The following is a 23,766-nucleotide window of genomic DNA, read 5'->3' on the forward strand; positions in this document are numbered from 1 at the left end:
GGCATGAAAACCGAAAACCTCAAGAAAGCAAAAAACCCGGCCATCGTCTGACCGGGTTTTGAAATTTTGGCGGCAGGCCGATCAACTGTCGAGGAACGAGCGCAGCTTGCGCGAACGGCTCGGGTGCTTCAGCTTGCGCAGCGCCTTGGCTTCGATCTGACGGATACGTTCGCGCGTTACCGAGAACTGCTGTCCAACTTCTTCCAGCGTGTGGTCGGTGTTCATGCCGATACCGAAGCGCATGCGGAGCACGCGCTCTTCGCGTGGCGTCAGCGATGCCAGAACGCGGGTCGTCGTTTCGCGCAGGTTTGCCTGAATGGCAGCGTCGATCGGTAGAAGCGCGTTCTTGTCCTCGATGAAGTCACCGAGATGCGAATCCTCTTCATCACCGACCGGCGTTTCGAGAGAAATCGGCTCCTTGGCAATCTTCAGGACCTTGCGGACCTTTTCGAGCGGCATGGCCAGCTTTTCAGCCAGCTCTTCCGGCGTCGGTTCGCGACCGATTTCATGCAGCATCTGGCGCGATGTACGAACGATCTTGTTGATCGTTTCGATCATATGCACTGGAATACGGATCGTGCGCGCCTGGTCGGCAATCGAGCGGGTGATCGCCTGACGAATCCACCATGTGGCGTAGGTCGAGAACTTGTAGCCGCGACGATATTCGAACTTGTCGACCGCCTTCATCAGGCCGATATTGCCTTCCTGAATGAGATCGAGGAACTGCAAACCGCGGTTGGTGTACTTCTTGGCAATCGAGATCACCAGACGAAGATTGGCTTCCACCATTTCCTTCTTGGCGATACGTGCTTCGCGCTCACCCTTCTGCACCATCGAAACGATGCGGCGGAATTCGGCGATCGAAATACCGGTTTCCTGTGCCAGATTCTGAATTTCCTGGCGGATATCGCGGATCGTATTGTTCTCTTCGCGCGCAAATTCCTTCCAGCCCTTGGCTGCAAGGTTGGCAATGGACTTCATCCAGTTCGGATCGAGTTCCGCGCCGTGATACTGCTCCAGGAAGCTATCGCGCTTCACGCCGTAGGATTCGGCAAGACGCAACAGACGGCCTTCGTTCTGCATCAGACGCTTGGAAATGTCGTAGAGCTGCTCGACAAGGCTGTCGATGCGGTTCTGGTTCAGCGACAGCGACTTCACCGCCGTGATCAGCTGATCCTTCAGCTCCTTGTAGCGACGCTCCTGACCGGTGGACAACGTACCCGTGCACGCAAGACGCGCCTCGACCTGCTGATCCTGAAGCTTGCGCAGCTTCTTGTAGGTATCGGCAATCGTGTCGAGCGTTTCCATGACCTGCGGACGCAGTTCCGCTTCCATAGCGGCAAGAGACAGGTTCGACTCGTCGTCGTCCTCTTCTTCCTCTTCCGGCGGCAAGCCTTCGCCGCCGACATTGGTCACGTCGTCGTCACCGCCCGGGTTACGCGCGCGGCGGGTCTTTTCCTTTTCTTCGGCAGCCTTGCGGTCAGCCTCGATCTTTTCCGGGCTCTGGAACTGCGGCGCGGCCTTGGCCTCAGGACCGGAATAGGTAGTTTCAAGATCGATGATCTCGCGCAGCAGCGTCGTGCCTTCGTTGAGTTCGTCGCGCCAGATGATCAGCGCCTGGAACGTCAAAGGGCTCTCGCACAGGCCCGAGATCATCGTCTCGCGGCCGGCCTCGATGCGCTTGGCAATGGCAATTTCGCCTTCGCGCGACAGAAGCTCTACTGAGCCCATTTCGCGCAGATACATGCGCACCGGGTCGTCGGTTCGGTCTGTCGGTTCTTTCTTCTTGGCGGTTGCAACGGCCGTGCCGCTGGAAGGCGCAAGTTCGCCACCTTCGGACTCGTCACTGTCGGAATCGTCGCCGTCGGCCTCGGGGGAAGCTTCCTCGGCGTCCTCGTCTTCTACAACGTTGATGCCCATCTCGCTGAGCATCGCCATGATGTCTTCGATGCGATCGGGATCGACCTGATCGGACGGCAGAACTTCGTTCAGCTCATCCATGGTGACGTAGCCGCGCTTCTTGGCGGCCTTGATCATTTTCTTGACCGCGTCATCCGAAAGATCGAGAAGCGGCCCATCCGTCGCGCCATCGCGTTCGTTTTCAGCTTCTTCGTTTTCTTTGACTTTGGTTGCCATCTATCTCGTCGCTTTCCCTGACGCTACTATCCGCCTCGGGCCAACGCCCTCCACCTCATAAAGGTTTCCGGCAGCAGCCCCGAATCACGTCAAACACCTAACGGAATGATCTTTAATTGCCGATTAAACGCGGCACATGCCGGTGGAACCTCAAGACATTGCATCCGGAAATACATGCTCATGCAGTTTCGATCCGCCAAGGTCCATTCCACCTTACTTTTCCTGAAATGGTGATTCCCGCTATTTCCCGTTACGTCAAGCCTTTCCGGCCAGACCTAGGGTTAAAAACCGAAAAAGCCGTCATAGCGGCAACATTTTGCGGGCCTTCACCAACGTATCCCCTATTTAGGGCAATAATCTCAAAAGGCAAGCCTGAGCGCGTCGAAACAGAAAAACCGTGCCGCGCAAAACGTTGCAGAATTTCCAGGTGAGGAGCGGCGTCATCCATGACCATAGGCAGGCCCCTTAACCCTGCCCGACATCACGCCGAACCCATCGATGATCGCTTCCTGATTCTCCATGCGCCCGATCTCGAGCTGCACTTCGGAAAGCGCGCGCATCAAAAGACCGACGCGCTCTCCATCCCCCACCTCCGTTGCCTCGGCGATCTCTCGCTCCAGATCGATCTTCTGCCAACGCAATGCCTTGGTACGTTTGTGCAGCGATAGCGCCTGAATATAGCCTTCTCGCGCATCCTCGGGCGCCGCCTGCTCGGTCGCTGTCCAGAGCCGTGCATTGCGCACCTGCTGGTTCATCGCCTTCACCAGCGCCCCGAACCCTTGAGCCTCCATCCGCTCCATCAGCCCGTCGCGAGACAGGTCGGCGGCGTTTTCTGCCGCATAGGTCAAGACCTGAGACCACAGCCGCTGAAGATCACGGTTTTCATAATCGATGGCGGCAATCTCGTCATACTCCTCAAGCAACAGCTGCGGATGATTGACGATGGTCAGCGCCAGCACACTTTCACGAAGGGCGGGCGTTGCGAGATAGCCCTTGACGAGACCGGACTGACTGAGCCGATCGGAAATCCCCCCACTATTACCGGATGAGGCGTTCCCCTGACCGCGTTGTCCATTTCTCACCTGAGCGGGAGCCCCGCGCCCGAAATTGCGGTTCGGCATCGTGTTGCCGCCGCGTTGAAACTGCGGCTGGAAGAATGCATTCAGCCGGTCACGCATATCCTGCTGATAGAAACGGCGCACACTTTCGTCGCCGATGACCGAAACGATCTGGCGAAGACGGTTTTCCAGTTCGGCGCGTTTTTCCGGCGTATCGAAAGCGGTGGACGCGGTTTCACGGCTCCAGATCATCGAGGCCAGTGGCTTTGCTTCTGAAAGCACGCGGTCGAAAGGCGCCCTGCCCTCATGGCGCACCAGATCGTCCGGATCCTTGCCGTCGGGCAGCAGCGCGAAACTTACTGAACGACCGGGTTTGATATGCGGCAGCGCAAGATCGGCGGCACGGTTTGCAGCGCGAATACCCGCCCCGTCGCCATCGAAGCACAGAATCGGCTGCGACGACATTTTCCAGAGAAGTTCGAGCTGGTTTTCCGTCAACGCCGTTCCGAGCGGCGCAACCGCGTTCTCGACACCCGCCTGGTAGAGCGCAATCACATCCATATAGCCTTCGACTGCAATGACGGTACCGGCAGACTGCGTCGCTCGGCGCGCGCGGGCGAAATTGTAGAGGACGCTGCCCTTATGGAAGAGTTCGGTCTCGTTGGAGTTGAGATATTTCGCCAGCGCATCGGAGGCCATGGCGCGGCCACCGAAAGCGATGACCTTTTCACGCGCAGACAGGATCGGAAACATGATGCGGTCGCGGAAACGGTCGTAGGAAAGCGGCACATTCTCATACACGACAAGGCCGCAGGCCTCCATCTGCTCCTTGGTAATGCCTTTGGCCGCAAGATGCTCTTTCAGCGCATTGCGACTATCGGGCGCATAACCCAGCCGGAAGGTCTCGATGGTGCGCCCCGTCAGCCCGCGATCGCGCAGATAAGCGCGCGCTCTCGCGCCAACTGCCGTTTGCAACCGGTCCTGAAAGAACAGGGTCGCCATCTCCATGACGTCCTGAAGCGAGGCGCGCTCGCGCTCGCGTCGTTCGGCCTGCACGTCCGGCTGCGGCATGGCGACACCCGCCATGTCGGCGATTTGCTGCACAGCCTCGGGAAAAGCCATACCGTCGAGGTCGGTCAGAAAGCGAAAGTGATCTCCCGACACCCCGCAGCCGAAGCAATGGTAGCGTCCTTTGCGATCTTCGCAGTGAAAGCTCGGGCTCTTCTCGCCATGAAAGGGGCAGCAGGCCCAAAAGTCGCCTTTCGACGCGTTGCTCTTCTTCCGGTCCCACGTCACACGTTTGCCGATGACATCGGAGATGTTCACCCGGTCGCGTATCTCGTCGAGGAAGGAGTTTGAAAAGCGCATTTTACCTGAAATCTCTGTCGGCCATCCGCCGATCTTCTATATAAGCCCGTAAGCAGTGAAATACCAAGCCTGCCGCACCCTCATGCCCGTTATTCACAGTCTACGGCAACAGAATCGGCCCGAAAATCGGATGCTGTTTTCAGAAAGCACGATGCGTAGTTTCAACAAGGCAAAGCGTCCTTTTTGCGTTCGATGGGACGCATAGCGCTCTCCGACGCAGATCACCGCCTCTATCGAAACTTCGGGCAAAATTGCGGCAGAAACCATCGGCTCCAAATTACCTATTTGTAATTTGAAGAACCAGAAGCCGCGTGGCACTCTCTGATCATCGACATGAGGTCGAGTGTTGAGAGTAAATTCGGAAGGCCAGGGCAACATCCCCCCACCGCTTGCCCTATAAGAGAACGCCCGTCCGCAGGCGTACCTTCCGGTAAAAGAAAGGCAGGGCACCCACATATGCCCTGCCTTTCTTATTTTCACACTCCGGCAAAGCTCGAAGGATTACTTCAGCAGTTCCTTGATCTGCGCGGATGCCTTGGCGAAATCGATACGACCGGGATAGCGCTCCTTCAGAACCGCCATGACCTTGCCCATGTCGCGCAGGCCGGATGCCTCCGTCTCGGCAATCACGCCTTCGATGATGCCGCGAACCTCGGCCTCGGGAATTTCTTCCGGCATGAAGGACTTGATGATGGCGATCTCGTCGCGCTCTTGATTGGCAAGTTCCTCACGCCCGGCCTTTTCGTAGATGGCAGAGGACTCCTCGCGCTGCTTGATCATCTTAGCGAGAATCTGCAGGATTTCCTCGTCCGACACCGGCTCCTTGCCGACGCCGCGATTGGCGATATCGCGATCCTTGATGGCCGTCTGCACCAGACGGATCGTCGAAAGGCGAAGGGCATCCTTGGCCTTCATGGCTTCTTTCAGGGCGCTTGCGAATGTATCGCGGATCATCTCTGTTTCTCCTTGGAAGAGCCGGGCCGGAAGATATTTCCAGCGCAGACCTTTCCTTAACAATTGTGCCGGTGACATAAACGAGCAGGCGCCAATCGGCAAACTGTTTGCTTAAGTGTTTGAGCAGGCTCGCTTTTAATTCCTGCGGATTCACCGGCCTCGCGGTTGACCGCACGGACCGCTTCCGTTATTTTCCGGCACCTGCACGAGAATTTAACGAAGGTTACGACGCGAAGGCTTTCGCGCGTCCTTACTCCGCGAGAAAACATGACCGCTTTCGTCCTGCCTTTCAAGAGGCGGGCCGGACCGGCAGAAACGGAAAACGAGATGACCGAGACAGCTCCCTGGACAACACGCAAACCGACCGCCATGCTCGTTCTTGCAGATGGCACCGTGATCGAGGGAACCGGTATCGGCGCAACAGGCAAGGTTCAGGCGGAAGTCTGCTTCAACACAGCGCTGACGGGCTATGAGGAAATCCTCACCGACCCGTCCTATCTCGGCCAGATCGTCACCTTCACCTTCCCGCATATTGGCAATATCGGCACCAACGACGAAGACATCGAAGACCTGACGCCGGCAGCACGCCACGGCGCGGTCGGCGTCATCTTCAAGGCCGACATCACCGATCCGTCGAACTACCGCGCCGCCAAGCATCTCGACGCCTGGCTGAAGAGCCGCGGCATCATCGGTCTCTGCGGCATCGACACCCGTGCGCTGACCGCATGGATCCGTGAGAACGGCGCACCGAACGCTGTCATCGCCCACGACCCGAACGGTGTCTTCGACATCGAAGCGCTGAAGGATGAAGCCAAGGCCTGGAGCGGTCTCGTCGGTCTCGACCTCGCTATCGAAGCGACGTCAGGCCAGTCCTCCGTCTGGAACGAGACGCCATGGGTCTGGGGCGAAGGTTACGGCACGCTCGGTGAGCAAGACGCCAAGTACCATGTCGTCTGCGTCGACTTCGGCGTGAAGCGCAATATCCTGCGCCTCTTCGCCGGTCTGGATTGCAAGGTCACCGTCGTTCCGGCTCAGACCTCTGCTGAAGACATCATGGCACTGAAGCCGGATGGCGTCTTCCTCTCCAACGGCCCGGGAGATCCTGCGGCAACCGGCGCTTACGCCGTTCCGGTCATCCAGAACCTGATCAAGACCGAGCTGCCGATCTTCGGCATCTGCCTCGGCCACCAGATGCTCGGTCTTGCCGTTGGCGCCAAGACCGAGAAGATGCACCAGGGCCACCACGGCGCAAACCACCCGGTCAAGGACTTCACCACCGGCAAGGTGGAAATCGTTTCGATGAACCACGGCTTTGCAGTGGACGCGAAGTCTCTTCCGGAAGGCGTTGAAGAGACTCACACTTCGCTTTTCGACGGCACCAATTGCGGCCTGCGCATCACCGGCAAGCCGGTCTTCTCGGTGCAGCATCACCCGGAAGCGTCTCCTGGCCCGCAGGACAGCCACTACCTCTTCCGCCGTTTCGTCAATTTGCTGCGTGAGAAGAAGGGCGAACCGGCCCTCGCAGAGCGCTGATAAGATTCAAAGATCAGTTGAACTTATAACCGGCCCGCTTAACCGCGGGCCGTTTGCATTTCACGCTTCACCAACCGGTAGAAACGTGTGGTCAGCATGATCGCTGCTGCCGTCAGGCCGACGACAAATCCGGACCAGACCCCCACGCCACCGAAGCCGAGCGGGAACGCCATGGTCCAGGCGAGCGCAAAACCGATCGGCCAGTAGGAAATCAACGCCAGTATCGCCGGAATACGCGCATCCTTCAGGCCGCGCAGCAGGCCTGCCGCCACTGCCTGGATGCCATCTACCAGCTGGAACAACCCTGCCATGATGATGAGCGAGCTCGCGTAAGCGAGAACCTGAGGCGCCTCCGGCAGATGTGCATCAAGGAACAGACCGCCCAGCTTGCCGGGAATGGCTGCGAAGAGAATGCCACCACTCAGCGCAATGACGCAGGCAACCACATAGATCGTAATCGCAGCGCGAATGAGGTTCGGATAATCGCCGCGACCATGCGCGACACCAATACGTACCGTCGCCGCCTGCGACAGTCCAAGCGGGATCATGAACGCAATCGATGCCAATTGCAGAGCGATACCATGCGCCGCGAGCTCGATGGTCCCGATCTGACCCATGAGAATGGACGCCGCGGAAAACAGCATGGTTTCGGCCAATATGGTGATGCTGATCGGCAGACCGAGACGCAGGACCTCGCCAAGCGCATTCCAGTCCGGTTTCCAGAAGCGGACAAACAGCTCGTATTGCCTGGTTTCGTCCCGCGTCTGGACGTAGAAGACAATGAAGATGAGGCTGAACGTATTGACGATGACGGCCACGATAGCAGCCCCATTCATACCCATGGCGGGAAATCCGAAGTGGCCGAGGACCAGAGCATAGGCAAGCACGCCGTTGAGCAACAGCATGGCAATGGTGGCGTAGAGAATAACGCTGGCACGACCGATCGCGCTGACGAGTCCGCGCATCACGTAAAACAACAACGCCGGAAGCAGGCCAAACTTGGAAATGGCGAGATAGTCGCCCGTCAGCTTTGCCACATTCGGGTTTTGCCCGAGTGCCAGCAGAATGCGCTCCGCATTGTAGAAGATGCCAAGCGCCAGGAACCAGTAGGCTATCGCCACCCACATGCCCATGCGCAGCGCTCGCCGCGCCGATGTCGCATCCCCCTGCCCGTAAGCATTGGCGACCATGGGAACGACGGCAACCGAGAAGCCCGTACCGAAGATGAAGACCACAAAGAAGAACTGGCCAGCCAGCACCATGGCGGCAAGCTTCTCCGCACCAAGCTGACCAACGATGATCATATCGGTGGTATGAATGCCAAGTTGCGCAAGTTGCGCCCCGATCAGCGGAATGCCCAATGCAAGCGTGGCACGGAAATGCGCCGCCCATGAACTGCCGCCCTGCGACACGTTCCCGACAACTTCCGACGAAGACATGATCTCACCCTCAAACTGAAACCGCTTCCAGAGGATGCTGGAAGCGGTCGCTCCAATGCATAAAAGACTTGGCTGACCTGCGCAAGAAAAAGGCGCCCTGTCTAAAAATGAAGCCTTTCTGCCTGCACCTGCCCTTGCCTCACACCCAGGCGCAAGACATGTTTTCGCAATCGAGATTCGGGAGGGAAGACGAATGGGGGAAATTCTCTGGCGCGGCGTAGCGATGGGGATTGGCGGCACGGTTTTCATGGACATCTGGGCAATCGTCCTCCATCGTGCCTTCGGCCAACCCGCCGCGAACTGGGGACCCGTCGGTCGCTGGTTCTGGCACCTTCCGAAAGGCACAGTCTTCCACGACAGCATTGCGACCGCTGAGCCGCACGCCAATGAGGTGGCAATCGGCTGGATCGCTCATTATGCGGTCGGCATCCTCTACGGCGTTCTGCTTGCGCTCATTGTGCCGCCGGGCTGGTTTGCAGCGCCGACCTTCCTACTGCCCTTCATCGTCGGGATCGTCACCGTTGCCGCAGGCTGGTTCTTGCTTCAACCCGGCCTCGGCATCGGCTGGGCCGCTTCGAAGACCCCCAACCCCAACAAGGTGCGTGCACTGAACCTTGTCGCCCACACCATCTTCGCCCTCGGCATGTTCGTCACCGCACTGGCGATAGCGTAAAGCGCCGTCGATCTATCGGCACACACCGGACTCTCCGGTTTTTGCATCGACGCCAGATGCTGTGGCAATCATGATGCGCAATAGGAGCGCTCCTGTCTCGATCACGAGGACCTCGCTTGTCACGTAAGACGAAGTCTGTGTTCGCAGTCATCGGGCTATCTGTGCTGGCTGCCTTGGTGCTGACCCTCGAGCTATTCAGCTCCATCAACAGACATATCGATGTCTGTGACGACCCGACCTCTGGCCGTTTCATTCATGACGAGATCTTGCGAGACCAGACGTGCCAGGATTGAGAGCCTCGGTCCGGTCATCTTCAACGCCTTGAAGAAGGGGCTTTAACAGCGGATTGGGAAACCGACGCTTGATGGTGACGGCGTAAAAGGATTCGACCATGCCCGGCAGCGCATCGAACTCGATGAGCGTTCCGGCTTCCAGTTCCCCCTTGACCACGATGGGAGGCAGAACGGCAAGCCCTGCTCCTTCACGCGCCAAAAGACGCATCATGGCCATGTCATCCACCTCGGCGGCAATCTGCGGGATGAGACCCAGACGCGAAATCAAGGCCTCGAATTGGGAGCGAACGCCGCTCTCGAGCGTCGGCAGGATCACCGGATGTTCGGCCAGCAGATCAGCAAGGGTTGCTCCCGCCTTGCCCAAAGACGGCCTGCCGACGAGACTGACCCGTTGCTGATAGATGTGTTGCGCGATGAAGGGCGTAACGGAATCGGCCATCGGCGGCTGATTCAAAAGAACGATATCGAGGTTCAGCGTTTCCAGCGCGCGCAGAAGCTCGCTCGTACTGCCCGAACGGAGAATCATGTCGACATCCGAGCGGCCCATAATCGGGCGCAGGAACTCGATCTGGAAGTTGCGCGACAGCGTGGCCAGTGCGCCAATACGAATGGCACGGCGGCTTCGCCCCGTTTCCTTCAGCGTTTCAATCAGTTCTTCACCAGCGGCAAAGATCGTATCGGCACGGTCGAGCGCGATACGGCCCGCTTCGGTCAAGTAAAGCTGCCGCCCGCGCCGCTCGAACAGCGCGTGGCCCAACCGCTCCTCCAACTGCTTGATCTGAATGGACAATGCAGACTGCGACAGGTTCAATCGTTCGGCGGTACGCGTTAGATTGCCGTCATGGGCGACAGCGCGAAAATAGCGAAGATGATGATAATTGAGATCGGACATCGTTCTATTTTATAGAACGTTACTGCAGAAACAATGAATTTTTATGCGCTTGTGGTTCCTGCTACTCCGTTGCCCCCACATCCCTGCTCCTCCCAAGCAGCCCACAGAACGGAGAACTTTCGTGATCTACGCTCTACCGCTCCTCGCTCCGCTTTTTCTCGCCTACGCCTCGTATCGTGCTTTCACGGCACCTGGTCTTCGGCCCCGTGCAGCGATCCGCGTCGCTGAACTTGCCGCACTGGCGTCCATTGTCATTGCGCTCCTTTCAGGACTTGTCCTCACGTTCCAGGGACCGGGCACCGGCCCGACGATCGGCTACGGCTACATCGCGCTCGCCTCGAGACTTGACCTTGTCAGCCTCACCATGCTCCTCCTCGTTTCCTTCATCGGATGGATCGTGCTGCGCTACGCGGGGACGTTTCTTGACGGCGAAGTCCGGCAAGGACCGTTCACTGGCTGGATGACAGCAACACTTGGCGCGGTTCTGCTGCTTGTTCAAGCTGGTACATTACTGCAGCTCGTCATCGGCTGGTGCGCGTCAAGTCTTCTGCTTCATCAGTTGCTGGTCTTCTACCCCGAGCGAGTTGCGGCCACACGCGCAGCCCGCAAGAAGTTCTTCGTATCACGGCTGGGCGATGTCGCCCTGATGTTCGCTGTCATTCTGCTGGCCATCGCATTCAGGACCGGTGACATCGCCACCATTCTGATCAAAGCCCAGCAGGGACAGGGTATGCCGCTGACGATTGCCGCTGCAGCACTCCTGGCTGTTGCTGCCCTTTTGAAATCTGCGCAATTTCCAACCCATGGTTGGCTGACGGAAGTCATGGAAACGCCAACGCCGGTTTCTGCGCTCTTGCATGCGGGCGTCGTGAATGCCGGCGGCTTTCTCCTCATTCGCTTCGCCGATATCATGCTCCAGGCGCCAATCGTGCTTGCGGTTCTGGTGATGGTCGGCGGCTTCACCGCAATTTTCGGCAGCGTGGTCATGCTCACTCAGTCCGCGGTCAAGACGTCGCTCGCCTGGTCGACGGTCGCGCAAATGGGATTCATGATCCTGCAATGCGGCCTGGCGCTCTTCCCCATCGCGCTTCTGCACATCGTGGCGCATTCGCTCTACAAGGCGCATTCTTTCCTCTCCTCAGGTTCGGCCATAGAAACCGTAGCTTCCATCCGTCGCCCTGGCCCGATCACCATCCCCAACGCCAAGGCGGTCACCCGCGCCTTCCTTCTAGCTCTCGCGATCTATGCTGTGATTGGCCTCCTCTTCAGTTTCGGCGACAAACCGCCACAGTCACTTGCTCTCGGTGCGATCCTCATCTTCGGCGTCGCCTACCTCATCGCCCAGGGTCTTGCCGATGCCGCACCTTGGGCGCTGACCTGGCGGACGTCCCTCTACGCCGTCCTGGCCGCCACCGCCTACTTCGCCCTGCAGAAAATTGCGGAAGGGCTGATGCACGGCACGCTCCCGCCTCCGCCCCAGCCTGGTCCATTGGAATGGACGCTGATGCTGCTGGCCGTCGTTACCTTCGGCCTTGTGGCGGTCGCCCAGTCGCTCTTTCCCCTCTGGGCCTATCATCCGGCGGCGGCAGGTCTGCGCGTACATCTCGCAAATGGGCTTTACGTCAACGCCCTCTTCGATCACCTGCTTGGCGGCTGGAGACTTCCCGCATCTGCCTCTGCAACCTCGGCTTCGGTGAAGGAGTGAACTCATGACCGGCACCATCACTATCGACACACTGCACGGCGACACTCTCGCAAAGGCCGCAGCCGATGCCGTTAAAGCCATACCACCGGCCTGGCCTCTGACGGCGACCGTTGCCGTCAACCCCTTCCTCGGCCAGGTGGACGATAGCTTCGACCAGACCGCGGCGCTGCTGGCCCGCATCGGCGGTGTGCGCCTTTCGCTCCCTCGCAAGCACTTTGCCGATAAACTCGCCAGAGGCGACATGACTGACGAGGACCTCCTCGCAGTGCTCAAGACAAGCTCTATCTCGAAGGACATCGACCTGGATGATATCAAGGCCGCGTTGCTCAGTGATGCACCTTTAGCTGCCGCGCTTCCAACAGTGGCCGATCTGGCTGGACGGACAAGCGGCAAGGACTGGTCGGGCATCGTTTCGGATCGGATCGGCACTTTTGCAGCTGGCTTTTTCGATCAAGGCCAGGCGCTGTGGGCAGCGTCGCGTCGCAACGGGCTTTACGCCGCCTGGCGGGCCTTTGCCACGCACGATCTGACGCCGGAAATTCTGGGCCTGAAGGGCTTCGGCACCCATGTGGCCGATACGCCGGAAACGCCCCATGCGGCAATCGAGCGGGCAGCGGTTTCGCTCGGCCTTGGCGCAGAGCCGGGAACCTATTTCCATCAACTGCTGCTCACTCTTGGCGGCTGGGCGCAATTTGCCCGCCACATACAGTTCAAGGCGGAGATCGACGGTGGTGAGGACACGACTGCGCTCGAACTCCTTGCAATCCGGCTGATTTTCGAAGAAGCGCTTTACCTGCGGCATAAGACAAACATCGAAAGCGAATGGCGCAATGTTCGCAAGGCTCATGTCGAACCGGTCACGCCCGGTCGCGACACGCTGATCGACAGCATCCTCCAAGCTGCTGCCGAACGGGCGGCAGAGCGCAAGCTCGCCGCTGTGCTTGCTACCCCTTGCGAGATGAAGGACGTAGACCAGCGCCCCATTCTCCAGGCAGCTTTCTGTATCGATGTACGTTCCGAAGTCTTCCGGCGCTCGCTCGAAACGATGGACGCCAGAATTCGCACGCTCGGCTTTGCCGGTTTCTTCGGTCTCGGCACAAGTCACCACGCTTTCGCGTCAGATACCGCCGAACACAGGCTTCCGGTCCTGCTGAAACCCTCGGTGTTCAGTTGCAGCGCCGTCGATGACGACAAGGGTGCAGATCAGAAAGCCCGCTTCGGTGCCCGTGGCATTCGCGCCTGGGGCAGGTTCAAGCTTGCCGCCGTTTCCTCCTTCGCCTTTGTCGAGGCGATGGGTCCGGTCTATGCCGGCAAGCTATTGCGCGACGGCCTGCGTTTCACCAAGGGCAACGCGCCGGACAAGGTCAAGCCTCGCTTCTCCCAGGATATCGATCTGGAAACGAGAGCTGCCATAGCCGAAAAGGTGCTGAAAGCCATGTCACTGACAGAAGGCTTCGCTCGCTTCGTGCTGATCTGCGGCCACGGCGCCAATGTCGTCAACAACCCCTATGCCAGCGCACTCCATTGCGGCGCCTGCGGCGGTCACGCAGGTGATGTCAATGCGCGGCTGCTGGCAGACCTGATCAACGACAGAGCCGTGCGCGACGCGCTGTCAGAAAAGGGTATCCACATTCCGGCCGATTCCGTCTTCATCGCCGGTCTGCACGATACAACCACCGACGGCGTGACGCTGTTCGAAGCCGATCTGGACAGCGACATCGCGCACAAGGATCTCGCGCAAATCCGCAAGTGGCTGACCGATGCAGGCCGTCTGACCAGAGCGGAGCGGGCAGAGCGTCTTCCACGGGCAACGGGCAAGAACCTGACTGCCCGCGCGCGCGACTGGTCCGAAACCCGGCCTGAACTCGGCCTTGCCGGGTGCCGCGCCTTCATCGCAGCTCCCCGGTCACGCACAGCCGGCCGGTCTCTGGAGGGCCAGGCCTTCCTGCACGATTATGTCTGGCAGAAGGACGAGGACTTCAAGATCCTCGAACTTATCCTGACCGCCCCCGTGGTCGTCGCAAGCTGGATCAGCCTGCAATATTTCGGCTCTGCGGTCGCACCATCCTTGTTCGGAGCAGGCAACAAGCTGCTGCACAACGTCGTCGGCGGCATCGGCGTTGTCGAAGGCAACGGCGGCAACTTGCGCGCCGGCCTTCCTTGGCAGTCTGTCCATGATGGCGAAAACCTCGTCCATGAGCCGCTGCGCCTGGCTGTTGCCGTCGAAGCTCCAAAGCACGCCATTACCGACATCCTTCACAGGCATCCACAGGTCCAGGCGCTTTTCGACAACGGTTGGCTCTCACTCGTCTTGATGGACGATAAGGGACAGCTTACCTGGCGCTACAAAACCGGTGGAAGCTGGGAGAGTGTGGGTAATAGGGAGAGTGAAGCTTCATCTCAGAAGCTGGCAAGCTGACGAGAGGACTCCGCCCGCGCCGCTATCATCCTCGCCCTTGAGGCGAGGATGACTAGAAGAGCATCAAGGCCCTCAAATATCAGCCGAAAACGTATCGCAGTCCTCGACCCGTCCGCTGTCAAAGCCACGGCGGAACCATTCCACGCGCTGCGCCGACGTGCCATGGTTGAAGCTATCGGGAACCACATAGCCCTGCGTTTTCTTCTGCAGCGTGTCGTCACCGATCTGGTGGGCGGCATTCAGCGCCTCTTCCAGATCGCCAGCCTCGAGAATACCCTTCTGCTGGGTGGACTTGCCCCAGATGCCGGCATAGCAATCGGCCTGCAGTTCCACCTTCACTGAAAGCGCGTTGGCCTGGCTCTCGCTCATGGACTGGCGACGCTGGTTGAATTCCGGAAGCACGCCGGTGAGGTTCTGGACGTGGTGCCCCACCTCATGCGCTATTACATAGGCTTGGGCAAAGTCGCCCGAAGCACCGAAGCGCTGCGAAAGCTCGCGGAAGAAGTCTGTGTCAAGATAGACCTTGCGATCCACCGGGCAATAGAACGGACCGGATGCGGATGTTGCGTTACCGCACGCGGAGCGCACCTGGCCTGAGAACAGCACGAGCGTCGGCTTTTGATAAGTCTCGCCGGAAGCCTGGAAGATCTTGCCCCAGGTATCTTCGGTCTCTGCCAGAATGGTTCGGACAAAGGCTGTGGTTTCGTCGCTGGACTGGCCTTGCGGGCGCGTACCCGTCTGCTGCTGTTGCTGACTACCGCTATCCGAATACATGTCGCCGCCCGACAACAACGTCAGCGGATTGATACCGAGTGCCCAGCTGATCAACAGGATGACGACGAGACCGCCAATCCCGATACCACCGCCCCGACCTCCGGTCGGCAAGCGGAAACCACCGCCGCCGCCCATGCCGCCGGTGGACATGCCGCGTCTATCTTCGATGTTGTCCGACTGGCGGCGCCCTCTCCACTGCATGGCAATCTCCCCTTCAATATGCTTGCGCTAAACGCTAATTGCCGCAAAGCGTTCCCGCAAGAGGAGTGCCGGTGTCAGCTACGGGAGTAGCTGTAGGCCCCACCCTTAGCGAGGGCGCGTTGATAGGCAGGGCGTGCGCGGATGGCGTCAAGGAAGCGTCTGATCGCCTTCGTTTCACCCACGCCGTCCGCACGGCTCATGGCCGCCTCGACCGGAAAGCTCATGGCAATATCGGCGCCGGTCAACATGTCTGCGGCAAAATAACCTTGCCTTGAAAGCTCCGCCTCCCAGTAGGCCACATGGTCGATGAGTTGCGGATCGATGAGCTTTCCGGAGACTCCCTTGGAGATAAGCCCCGCCACAGGGCGTAGAAAAAACGGCATCTGGCTTGGCAGGCGTGAGAAGAGAAGCTTGAGCAGGAGCAGCGGCATTGCCGAGCCTTCGGCATAATGCAGCCAGTAAAGATAGCGACGGTAATCATCCGTGCCCCTCTCTGGCCGGAACCTGCCCTCGCCATAGGTGTCGAGGAGATACTCGATGATCGCGCCGCTTTCGGCATAGACCTTGCCACCATCTTCGATCACGGGTGACTTGCCCAGCGGATGCACCTGCTTCAGGCTCTTCGGCGCGCGCATGTCCGATCCGCGCTTATAGGTCCTCACCTCATAAGGCAACTCAAGTTCTTCCAGCAGCCAGAGAATGCGGTGTGCGCGCGAGTTTTCCAGGTAATGAACGATGATCATGTTTATCCTGCATCCGGTTGGAAGCGATGATTGAAGCGATTGATAAGGCTTACGGATGATGGGGCGCGAAGGATCACCCGGCCTGCTCCTTTTACGACAGGCGAACTTTCCTGTCGGAAAGCGAAGATTCGGGGTTCCGTTCGCCAAAACATTTGCCTATAAGCCGCTTCTAGCCTGAAAAGATTTGGAATTGCGCGCCCCGGCCGGTGAACCTTCACCATGGCCGTTTTTTGCGCAACACGAAAGCGGAACGAGAGCCATGCCAAAGCGCCAAGATATCAAATCCATCCTCATCATTGGCGCGGGACCGATCGTCATCGGTCAGGCATGCGAATTCGACTATTCCGGCACCCAGGCCTGTAAGGCGCTGAAGGAAGAAGGTTACCGGGTCATCCTGGTCAACTCCAACCCCGCCACCATCATGACGGACCCCGGCCTTGCGGACGCGACTTACGTCGAACCGATCACGCCGGAAGTGGTTGCAAAGATTATCGCCAAGGAGCGCCCCGATGCGCTGCTGCCCACAATGGGCGGCCAGACGGCACTCAACACCGCGCTCTCCTTGAAGCGCATGGGCGTGCTCGACCGCTACAATGTCGAGATGATCGGCGCCAAGCCAGAAGCGATCGACAAGGCCGAAGACCGCGCCCTCTTCCGTGAAGCTATGGCGAAAATCGGTCTCGAAACCCCGCGCTCGATGTTGGCCAACGCCACCGAGATCAAGGATGCCGACCGCAAGAAGCACGAAGCAGCCCGCGCAGAACTGAAGGGCAAGCTGTCCGGCGCCGAACTCGATAAGGCCCTCGACGAGCTGGAAAACCAGTGGAACCTCGGAGAGACCGACCGCAAGCAGCGCTACATGGCGCATGCCATGGCAATCGCCGCCCAAGCGATCGACCATGTCGGTCTCCCGGCCATCATTCGCCCGTCCTTTACGCTCGGCGGTACTGGCGGCGGCATTGCCTATAATCGTTCTGAGTTCTTCGATATCGTCTCCGGCGGTCTCGACGCCTCCCCAACCACCGAAGTTCTGGTCGAAGAGTCTGTTCTCGGCTGGAAGGAATATGAAATGGAAGTCGTCCGCGACAAGGCGGACAACTGCATCATTATCTGCTCCATCGAAAACATCGACCCGATGGGCGTCCACACCGGTGACTCCATCACCGTTGCACCGGCGCTGACGCTGACGGACAAAGAATACCAGATCATGCGCAACGCCTCGATTGCGGTTCTGCGCGAGATCGGCGTCGAAACCGGCGGCTCGAACGTGCAGTTCGCCGTCAATCCGAAGGATGGCCGCCTCGTCGTCATCGAAATGAACCCGCGCGTGTCGCGCTCGTCCGCGCTCGCCTCCAAGGCAACCGGCTTCCCGATTGCCAAGGTCGCGGCCAAGCTTGCCATCGGCTACACGCTGGACGAACTCGACAACGACATCACGGGAGGCGCAACGCCTGCGTCCTTCGAACCGTCCATCGACTATGTCGTGACGAAAATCCCGCGCTTCGCCTTCGAAAAATTCCCGGGCGCTTCGCCGATCCTTACCACCGCAATGAAGTCCGTCGGTGAAGTCATGGCGATTGGCCGCACCTTCGCCGAATCGCTGCAGAAGGCGCTTCGGGGCATGGAAACCGGCCTGACCGGCCTCGATGAAATCGAAATCCCCGGCTACGAAGAGGGCGAAGGCTCCAAGAACGCCATCCGCGCTGCCATCGGCACGCCGACGCCGGATCGCCTGCGCATGGTGGCCCAGGCGCTGCGCATGGGCATGTCCGAAGCCGAAGTGCACGAGAACTCCAAGATCGACCCGTGGTTCATCGCCCAGTTCAAGGCGATCGTCGATATGGAAGCGCGTGTGCGCGAACACGGCCTGCCGACCGATGCCGAAAACCTGCGCATGCTGAAGGCCATGGGCTTCTCCGATGCCCGCCTCGCGTCGCTGACCGGCAAGCGCCCGAAAGAAGTGGCCGAGCTGCGCAACGGCCTGAATGTGCGTCCGGTCTTCAAGCGCATCGATACCTGCGCTGCCGAGTTCGCCTCTCCGACCGCCTACATGTACTCCACCTATGAGATGCCTTTCGTCGGCGCACTGCGCTCCGAAGCGCAGGTGTCCGACCGCAAGAAGGTCGTCATCCTCGGCGGTGGCCCGAACCGTATCGGCCAGGGCATCGAGTTCGATTATTGCTGCTGCCATGCCGCCTTCGCGCTGAAGGATGCTGGCTTTGAAGCCATCATGATCAACTGCAACCCGGAAACGGTATCGACCGACTACGACACCTCCGACCGCCTCTATTTCGAGCCGTTGACCGCCGAAGACGTGATCGAGATCATGCGCGCGGAGCAGGAAAAGGGCGAACTCGTCGGCGTCATCGTGCAGTTCGGTGGCCAGACCCCGCTGAAGCTTGCCGAAGCGCTGGAAAAGAACGGTATCCCTATCCTCGGCACCGCGCCGGACATGATCGACCTTGCTGAAGACCGCGACCGCTTCCAGAAGCTGCTGATGAAGCTCGATCTGGCGCAGCCGAACAACGGTATCGCCTACTCGGTCGAACAGGCACGTCTCGTCGCCTCCGAAATCGGCTTCCCGCTCGTCGTTCGCCCGTCCTACGTTCTGGGTGGCCGCGCCATGCAGATCATCCATTCGGAAGGCCAGTTGCAGACATACCTGCTCGACACCGTTCCAGGCCTCGTGCCGGAAGACATCAAGCAGCGCTACCCGAACGACAAGACCGGCCAGATCAACACGCTGCTCGGCAAGAACCCACTGCTCTTCGATAGCTACCTGACCAATGCTGTCGAAGTGGACGTGGATGCGCTGTGCGACGGCGAAAGCGTCTTCGTCTCCGGCATCATGGAGCATATCGAAGAAGCTGGCATTCACTCGGGCGACTCAGCCTGCTCGCTGCCTGCCCGCTCGCTCTCGCCCGAAACGCTGGATGAACTGGAACGCCAGACGGCAGCACTTGCCAAGGCGCTGAAGGTCGGCGGCCTGATGAACGTGCAATACGCCATCAAGGACGGCACCATCTACGTTCTGGAAGTCAACCCGCGCGCGTCGCGTACCGTGCCCTTCGTTGCCAAGACCATCGGCGCGCCGATTGCCAAGATCGCAGCCCGCGTCATGGCGGGTGAGAAGCTCGATCAGGCAATTGCTGCCTACGGCGAAAAGCCAGATCCGCGCAACCTGAAGCACATCGCCGTAAAGGAAGCCGTCTTCCCCTTCGCCCGCTTCCCTGGCGTCGATATCCTGCTCGGACCGGAAATGCGCTCCACCGGCGAAGTCATCGGTCTCGATACCGATTTCGCGCTGGCATTCGCCAAGTCACAGCTGGGCGCTGGCGTCGATCTCCCCCGCTCTGGCACGGTCTTCGTCTCGGTTCGCGATCAGGACAAGGAAGGCGTTCTGCCCGCCATTCGCATTCTGGTGGAAGCAGGCTTCAAGGTCCTGGCAACCGGCGGTACGCAGCGCTTCCTGGCCGAACAGGGCATCGCAGCCGAGAAGATCAACAAGGTGCAGGAAGGTCGCCCGCACATTGAGGATGGCATTCGCAACCGTCAGGTCCAGCTGGTCATCAACACCACCGACAGCAACAAGGCGATCTCCGACTCCAAGTCGCTACGCCGCGCAACGCTGATGCAGAAGGTGCCCTACTACACCACCATGGCCGGTGCCGAAGCCGCAGCCCTTGCCATCAAGGCGCTGAAGGCCGGCAACCTCGAAGTGAAGCCGCTGCAGAGCTACTTCTAAGGCATAGTTTCCGTTCGAAAGGTAAAGTGTTCAAAACAAAGGCCTCTCCAACCGGGGAGGCCATTTTCATTGCAGTATGTGGAAGGGCAATTAGCCCTTTGGAGCAGCGGTCTTGTCTGTCGAAGGCGTGAGCGCTGCGGCATTGGCAGGCTTTTCTGCCTTTGCCTTGTAAGGCTGACCGTAGATATCGACGATGTTGAGCATCGCGTTATCCGTCACATCCTTCAGCACCGCATTGGCTTCGTAGAACTTGCCCTGGTTGATGAGGTCGGCAGCCTTGCCAACATCAGTGACCGTCTGATTGAGCGGTAGGGCGGCGGTGATGAACTCGACATCAACATCCGCGACAGCAAGCTTTTCAAGCGCACCCTGACGATCGGAGGTCTTCAGGCTCTTATTGGCTTCGGTGATGGCCGCGACCTTTTCAGGCGTTGCCTTGAAGTCTTCACCGAGCGTCAACTGCGAGTCGACCGGCAGCCATTGGATGGGCGTTGCAGATGCGGGCTTCGCATCCGCCTTCGCATCACCAGCGACGGGTGCCTTGGTCGGTTTCGTCAGATCCGCTTCAGCCTTCATGAAGACTGCTTCGTCCTTGGAGGCCTTCTGCAGCTCGTCCTTCGCCTTGTTGATGAAGGTCTTGGCCTCATCCGGCTTCGCATTGAAGATTGCCAGGCGTGTTGCCTGAATGTCGGCCAAGGCCTGTGCGCCGTCCTGGGAGAGACGTCCAACATCCTTGTCGATGGCCTTATTCGGAACAACAGCGCCCTTGGTTTCCGTCTGCGCTGCAGTTGTCGATGCAGCTTCGGCAGTGTAAGCAATTCCGCCGAGCATAGTACCGGCAACAAGAATAACAGCAAGATTATTACGAATAGACATGATACAAATCCTTTTATAACTTCCACATACAACATCCTAACCACCGTTGGATGTTGATGCTGATTAAACTCCCAAAAACGGCGATAGTCGCATTACAATTACTTCATGAACGGCTTTTAATGTTTAGAAACAGCGCATTTTCGAAAAGGGCGAACTGTTCTACTGCGGCAGCAAGAACCCAACGCGGGGACGCTTCACCTCACGCTTCGGACAATCGCCGCACGGCGCGCAGGTCTTCGACGAAGAGCGCCCTCTCCTGCGACTGACGTGCCGGGTCGGGAATTCTAAGCAGGTAGGATGGATGCACCGTGGCAAAGAGGATGCGTGAATTCTCCATGGGAATCGGCCGGCTGCGAACGCTTGAAAGCGTCTCTTTCGTCCCCGTCAAAGCGTAAACCGCCGTCGCCCCCATGGCGACGATCAGCTTAGGCTGGACGAGATCGATCTCCCGCGTCAACCACCAACGGCAACGCTCAACCTCACCGGCATTGGGTCTTTGGTGAATGCGTTTCTTGCCCCGCGCCTCATATTTGAAATGCTTGACCGCGTTGGTCACATAGATCGATTGACGCTCGATCCCCGTCTCCCCCAGGACCTGATCGAACACCCTGCCCGCCGGACCGATAAAGGGTCGCCCGGCCAAATCCTCATGATCCCCCGGCTGCTCACCGACGATCATCACCTGCGCCTTCTCGGGCCCTTCGCCGAAGACGGTTTGCGTCGCGGCACAATGCAGCGGGCACATCTGACAGCTTTGAGCTTCACGCTTCACGCCAGCGAGCGTGTTTGCATCCGGCAGCACTTCCTGTGGCTTGGCTGCGGCCGCCGCCTGGATGCGATGGTGAAACATCTGCGGCTCCGTCGCAGCCTTGGCTGCCATGCCAAGCACGCGCGCCTCCGCGCCGATGACAAGTTCCGGTATGAGATCAGCCTCTGGCAGGTTCTTCCAATACTTCTTCGGCATTTCCGCCGTCATGGCTTTGATCTTCAACCGCGCCGGATTGAAGATATTGGCATAGTAGGTGCGCCACAACTCGTCCGTCTCGTCGGAAATATCCGGGCGCTCCGCGGGCTCTCGCGACGTCTCAAGCAACTGACCATTCCACCGCGCAGACCCTTTCGGGGTTGCAATCAGCCAATCCATGTCGTTGAAGCGCCGCTGGAAGAACGGCGCCTTTCGCTCGACAATGAAATGATCCGGCTCGAACCACGCAATGAAGCAGCGCCGTGCTTGCGCGCCCTCGCCCGGCACTTCCTTGAAACGGACGAAGGCAGTCATCTTGTGGCTGTCGCGACGGACCGATTTCTCCATTTGACGGGCCGCTTGAACATCCGGATCGGCCTTGATCTGCAACAGCGCCCGGTCCTGCTGCAGCCGCCACAGGAGACGATACAGCAAAGAAAAGCGCGCCGGATCGCTGTGGCAAATGATGGCTTCCGCCAATGGCAGGAAGGCCGATGGAACCGTGATCTGCGCTGGCGTCTTCGCCACCGGTAGTGACGCCTGCTGCTCGAAATCAAGACGCGTGCCGCGGTCGCTCTTCAGCCGCCAATCCACATCGCTCGGTGCCACACTCGCCGCAAGAAGCGAACGCGCGGCATCGCGCCATTCGCCAAAGTTGCCCCTGCCCTCCAGTTCGACCGCATACATCACAGCAACGACAACTGTTCCGGCGGCGGTGTGAACATGGCACGCAGGTCGGGCCGCTCGGTCAACTTGCCCGGCGTCCAGCCATCAGCGACGACAAACGCCTTCACCTTTTTCAGCGATACGCCGAAGCGCGCCAGATCTTCCAAGCGCAGCCTCCGAAAGCGGCGCGAAGACAAGATGGAGTTTACCGTCTTCACGCCGAAACCAGGCACGCGCAGCAGCATCTCTCTCTCACCCGAATTGACATCGACAGGAAACTTCTGGCGGTTGCCGAGTGCCCAGGCGAGCTTGGGATCGATATCGAGGTCGAGCATACCGTTCTGCTGCGTCGAGGTAATCTCGCCGATGTCGAAGCCGTAGAACCGGTAAAGCCAATCGGCTTGATAGAGCCTGTGCTCGCGCATCAACGGCGGCTTGATGAGCGGCAGGTTCTTAGACGAATCGGGAATGGGGCTGAAGGCGGAGTAATAGACACGCCGCAGGCCATAGCTTCCGTAAAGCCGCGCACTGGTCGAGAGAATCGTGCCGTCATCGGCGCCGTCGGCACCGACAATCATCTGCGTGCTCTGCCCCGCCGGCGCAAAGGTCTTGACCCGCTTCGTCTTCAGCGTCGGCTCGCCCGCCTCCTCGATCTTCAAACGGATATCCGCCATGGAGCGACGAATATTGCCGGGCTGCTTTTCCGGCGCAAACTTGCCTATCCCGCTATCGGTCGGAAGTTCGATATTGATCGAGAGACGATCGGCATAAAGCCCCGCTTCTTCGATCAGATGCGGCGACGCTTCAGGGATGGACTTCAGGTGAATATAACCCCGGAAGCCATGGGTGACGCGCAACTCCTTTGCTACGCGCACCAGTTCCTCCATCGTGTGGTCGGAAGAGCGAATGATGCCGGAAGAAAGGAACAGACCTTCGATATAATTTCGCCGGTAAAATTCCAGCGTCAGCCACACGACCTCTTCCACGGTAAAGCGTGCGCGTTCGACATTGCTCGACGAACGGTTGATGCAATAGGCGCAATCATAGATGCAGAAATTGGTCAGAAGAATCTTTAAAAGCGAGATACAACGACCATCCGGCGCATAGGCATGACAGATGCCAGAGCCTTCCGTCGACCCCAGCCCGCCGCTTAGCGCCGAGTTGCGTTTGGAGGTCCCGCTGGACGCGCAGGAGGCGTCATACTTCGCTGCATCGGAGAGAACTGCAAGCCGCTCTTTGATTGACTTCTTCATAGAATGTTCTCTATATGTTCCAATGACGAAAGTCAAATCACAAGCGGAGCTCGTTGAAAATGCTTGTTTTTCAC

The 23,766-nt window shown here is 59.0% G+C and carries 16 protein-coding genes; 5 read left to right on the plus strand and 11 right to left on the minus strand.

What is annotated here, in order from left to right; all coding sequences use genetic code 11:
• Nucleotides 1-81: 81 nt before the first annotated feature.
• The 4 genes from rpoD to QZ862_RS02895 all read right to left on the minus strand — a co-directional run bounded on the left by rpoD (nucleotide 82) and on the right by QZ862_RS02895 (nucleotide 5,516).
• Nucleotides 82-2,136 carry an RNA polymerase sigma factor RpoD gene (gene rpoD / locus QZ862_RS02880; RefSeq protein ID WP_296016278.1) on the minus strand — a complete coding sequence of 685 codons (2,055 nt, stop codon included), beginning with the start codon at nucleotides 2,134-2,136 and terminating at the stop codon, nucleotides 82-84.
• 250 nt (nucleotides 2,137-2,386) lie between these two features.
• A complete protein-coding gene (locus tag QZ862_RS02885; protein ID WP_296097370.1) occupies nucleotides 2,387-2,590 on the minus strand; it encodes a hypothetical protein in 204 nt (67 codons plus the stop codon).
• A complete protein-coding gene (dnaG, locus tag QZ862_RS02890) occupies nucleotides 2,577-4,562 on the minus strand; it encodes a DNA primase (RefSeq protein ID WP_296097373.1) in 1,986 nt (661 codons plus the stop codon). The genes QZ862_RS02885 and dnaG overlap by 14 nt, the downstream gene beginning before the upstream one ends.
• 501 nt (nucleotides 4,563-5,063) lie before the next feature.
• Nucleotides 5,064-5,516: a GatB/YqeY domain-containing protein gene (locus QZ862_RS02895; protein WP_296097375.1), complete on the minus strand. Its 453-nt coding sequence runs from the start codon at nucleotides 5,514-5,516 to the stop codon at nucleotides 5,064-5,066.
• A 327-nt stretch (nucleotides 5,517-5,843) separates the two neighbouring features.
• Between QZ862_RS02895 and carA the strand changes: the two genes are divergently transcribed.
• The gene (carA, locus tag QZ862_RS02900) at nucleotides 5,844-7,049 is read left to right on the plus strand and encodes a glutamine-hydrolyzing carbamoyl-phosphate synthase small subunit (RefSeq protein WP_296041585.1); all 1,206 of its coding nucleotides are present in this window, start codon (nucleotides 5,844-5,846) and stop codon (nucleotides 7,047-7,049) included.
• A 38-nt stretch (nucleotides 7,050-7,087) separates the two neighbouring features.
• Here the strand turns inward: carA and QZ862_RS02905 are convergent, their stop codons facing one another.
• Entirely contained in the window at nucleotides 7,088-8,488 is a 1,401-nt protein-coding gene (locus QZ862_RS02905) for an MATE family efflux transporter (protein WP_296097377.1), read from the minus strand.
• Nucleotides 8,489-8,681: 193 nt separating this feature from the next.
• Here QZ862_RS02905 and QZ862_RS02910 point away from each other — a divergent pair, with 193 nt between their 5' ends.
• On the plus strand, nucleotides 8,682-9,161 hold the full coding sequence (locus QZ862_RS02910) for a DUF2938 domain-containing protein (protein WP_296016266.1): 480 nt from the start codon (nucleotides 8,682-8,684) through the stop codon (nucleotides 9,159-9,161).
• Between the two features lie 249 nt (nucleotides 9,162-9,410).
• Here QZ862_RS02910 and QZ862_RS02915 read toward each other — a convergent pair whose 3' ends face one another.
• The gene (locus QZ862_RS02915) at nucleotides 9,411-10,346 is read right to left on the minus strand and encodes a LysR family transcriptional regulator (RefSeq protein WP_296016265.1); all 936 of its coding nucleotides are present in this window, start codon (nucleotides 10,344-10,346) and stop codon (nucleotides 9,411-9,413) included.
• Nucleotides 10,347-10,467: 121 nt separating this feature from the next.
• On the opposite strand from QZ862_RS02915, the gene QZ862_RS02920 reads away from it, so the two are divergent.
• Both QZ862_RS02920 and QZ862_RS02925 read left to right on the plus strand, forming a co-directional pair.
• Nucleotides 10,468-12,051 carry a proton-conducting transporter membrane subunit gene (locus QZ862_RS02920; protein ID WP_296097379.1) on the plus strand — a complete coding sequence of 528 codons (1,584 nt, stop codon included), beginning with the start codon at nucleotides 10,468-10,470 and terminating at the stop codon, nucleotides 12,049-12,051.
• Nucleotides 12,052-12,055: 4 nt separating this feature from the next.
• Nucleotides 12,056-14,470 carry a DUF2309 domain-containing protein gene (locus tag QZ862_RS02925; protein WP_296097381.1) on the plus strand — a complete coding sequence of 805 codons (2,415 nt, stop codon included), beginning with the start codon at nucleotides 12,056-12,058 and terminating at the stop codon, nucleotides 14,468-14,470.
• A gap of 72 nt (nucleotides 14,471-14,542) precedes the next feature.
• Here the strand turns inward: QZ862_RS02925 and QZ862_RS02930 are convergent, their stop codons facing one another.
• Nucleotides 14,543-15,445 carry a neutral zinc metallopeptidase gene (locus QZ862_RS02930; RefSeq protein ID WP_296041596.1) on the minus strand — a complete coding sequence of 301 codons (903 nt, stop codon included), beginning with the start codon at nucleotides 15,443-15,445 and terminating at the stop codon, nucleotides 14,543-14,545.
• 74 nt (nucleotides 15,446-15,519) lie between these two features.
• Nucleotides 15,520-16,188: a glutathione S-transferase gene (locus QZ862_RS02935; RefSeq protein WP_296097383.1), complete on the minus strand. Its 669-nt coding sequence runs from the start codon at nucleotides 16,186-16,188 to the stop codon at nucleotides 15,520-15,522.
• Nucleotides 16,189-16,447: 259 nt separating this feature from the next.
• Here QZ862_RS02935 and carB point away from each other — a divergent pair, with 259 nt between their 5' ends.
• Complete coding sequence (gene carB / locus QZ862_RS02940) at nucleotides 16,448-19,933, plus strand: carbamoyl-phosphate synthase large subunit (RefSeq protein ID WP_296097386.1); 3,486 nt, start codon at nucleotides 16,448-16,450, stop codon at nucleotides 19,931-19,933.
• A 90-nt stretch (nucleotides 19,934-20,023) separates the two neighbouring features.
• Here the strand turns inward: carB and QZ862_RS02945 are convergent, their stop codons facing one another.
• The 3 genes from QZ862_RS02945 to QZ862_RS02955 all read right to left on the minus strand — a co-directional run bounded on the left by QZ862_RS02945 (nucleotide 20,024) and on the right by QZ862_RS02955 (nucleotide 23,692).
• Complete coding sequence (locus tag QZ862_RS02945) at nucleotides 20,024-20,809, minus strand: YfdX family protein (protein ID WP_113266853.1); 786 nt, start codon at nucleotides 20,807-20,809, stop codon at nucleotides 20,024-20,026.
• A gap of 199 nt (nucleotides 20,810-21,008) precedes the next feature.
• Complete coding sequence (locus QZ862_RS02950) at nucleotides 21,009-22,460, minus strand: UdgX family uracil-DNA binding protein (protein WP_296097388.1); 1,452 nt, start codon at nucleotides 22,458-22,460, stop codon at nucleotides 21,009-21,011.
• Complete coding sequence (locus QZ862_RS02955) at nucleotides 22,460-23,692, minus strand: putative DNA modification/repair radical SAM protein (RefSeq protein WP_296097391.1); 1,233 nt, start codon at nucleotides 23,690-23,692, stop codon at nucleotides 22,460-22,462. Before QZ862_RS02955 ends, QZ862_RS02950 begins: the two co-directional genes overlap by 1 nt.
• Nucleotides 23,693-23,766 lie beyond the last annotated feature (74 nt).

The organism is uncultured Agrobacterium sp. (assembly GCA_913777615.1).
In the GTDB taxonomy this organism is placed as follows: Bacteria; Pseudomonadota; Alphaproteobacteria; order Rhizobiales; family Rhizobiaceae; genus Agrobacterium.

Excerpts from the sequence above, each read along its gene's own strand:
- QZ862_RS02935 (WP_296097383.1), bottom strand. The coding sequence starts at position 16,188 with ATGATCATCGTTCATTACCTGGAAAACTCGCGCGCACACCGCATTCTC.
- QZ862_RS02950 (WP_296097388.1), bottom strand. The coding sequence starts at position 22,460 with ATGTATGCGGTCGAACTGGAGGGCAGGGGCAACTTTGGCGAATGGCGC.
- QZ862_RS02925 (WP_296097381.1), top strand. The coding sequence starts at position 12,056 with ATGACCGGCACCATCACTATCGACACACTGCACGGCGACACTCTCGCA.
- rpoD (WP_296016278.1), bottom strand. The coding sequence starts at position 2,136 with ATGGCAACCAAAGTCAAAGAAAACGAAGAAGCTGAAAACGAACGCGAT.
- QZ862_RS02910 (WP_296016266.1), top strand. The coding sequence starts at position 8,682 with ATGGGGGAAATTCTCTGGCGCGGCGTAGCGATGGGGATTGGCGGCACG.
- QZ862_RS02885 (WP_296097370.1), bottom strand. The coding sequence starts at position 2,590 with ATGGTCATGGATGACGCCGCTCCTCACCTGGAAATTCTGCAACGTTTT.
- QZ862_RS02905 (WP_296097377.1), bottom strand. The coding sequence starts at position 8,488 with ATGTCTTCGTCGGAAGTTGTCGGGAACGTGTCGCAGGGCGGCAGTTCA.
- QZ862_RS02945 (WP_113266853.1), bottom strand. The coding sequence starts at position 20,809 with ATGTCTATTCGTAATAATCTTGCTGTTATTCTTGTTGCCGGTACTATG.
- carA (WP_296041585.1), top strand. The coding sequence starts at position 5,844 with ATGACCGAGACAGCTCCCTGGACAACACGCAAACCGACCGCCATGCTC.
- QZ862_RS02955 (WP_296097391.1), bottom strand. The coding sequence starts at position 23,692 with ATGAAGAAGTCAATCAAAGAGCGGCTTGCAGTTCTCTCCGATGCAGCG.
- carB (WP_296097386.1), top strand. The coding sequence starts at position 16,448 with ATGCCAAAGCGCCAAGATATCAAATCCATCCTCATCATTGGCGCGGGA.
- QZ862_RS02915 (WP_296016265.1), bottom strand. The coding sequence starts at position 10,346 with ATGTCCGATCTCAATTATCATCATCTTCGCTATTTTCGCGCTGTCGCC.
- QZ862_RS02895 (WP_296097375.1), bottom strand. The coding sequence starts at position 5,516 with ATGATCCGCGATACATTCGCAAGCGCCCTGAAAGAAGCCATGAAGGCC.
- QZ862_RS02930 (WP_296041596.1), bottom strand. The coding sequence starts at position 15,445 with ATGCAGTGGAGAGGGCGCCGCCAGTCGGACAACATCGAAGATAGACGC.
- dnaG (WP_296097373.1), bottom strand. The coding sequence starts at position 4,562 with ATGCGCTTTTCAAACTCCTTCCTCGACGAGATACGCGACCGGGTGAAC.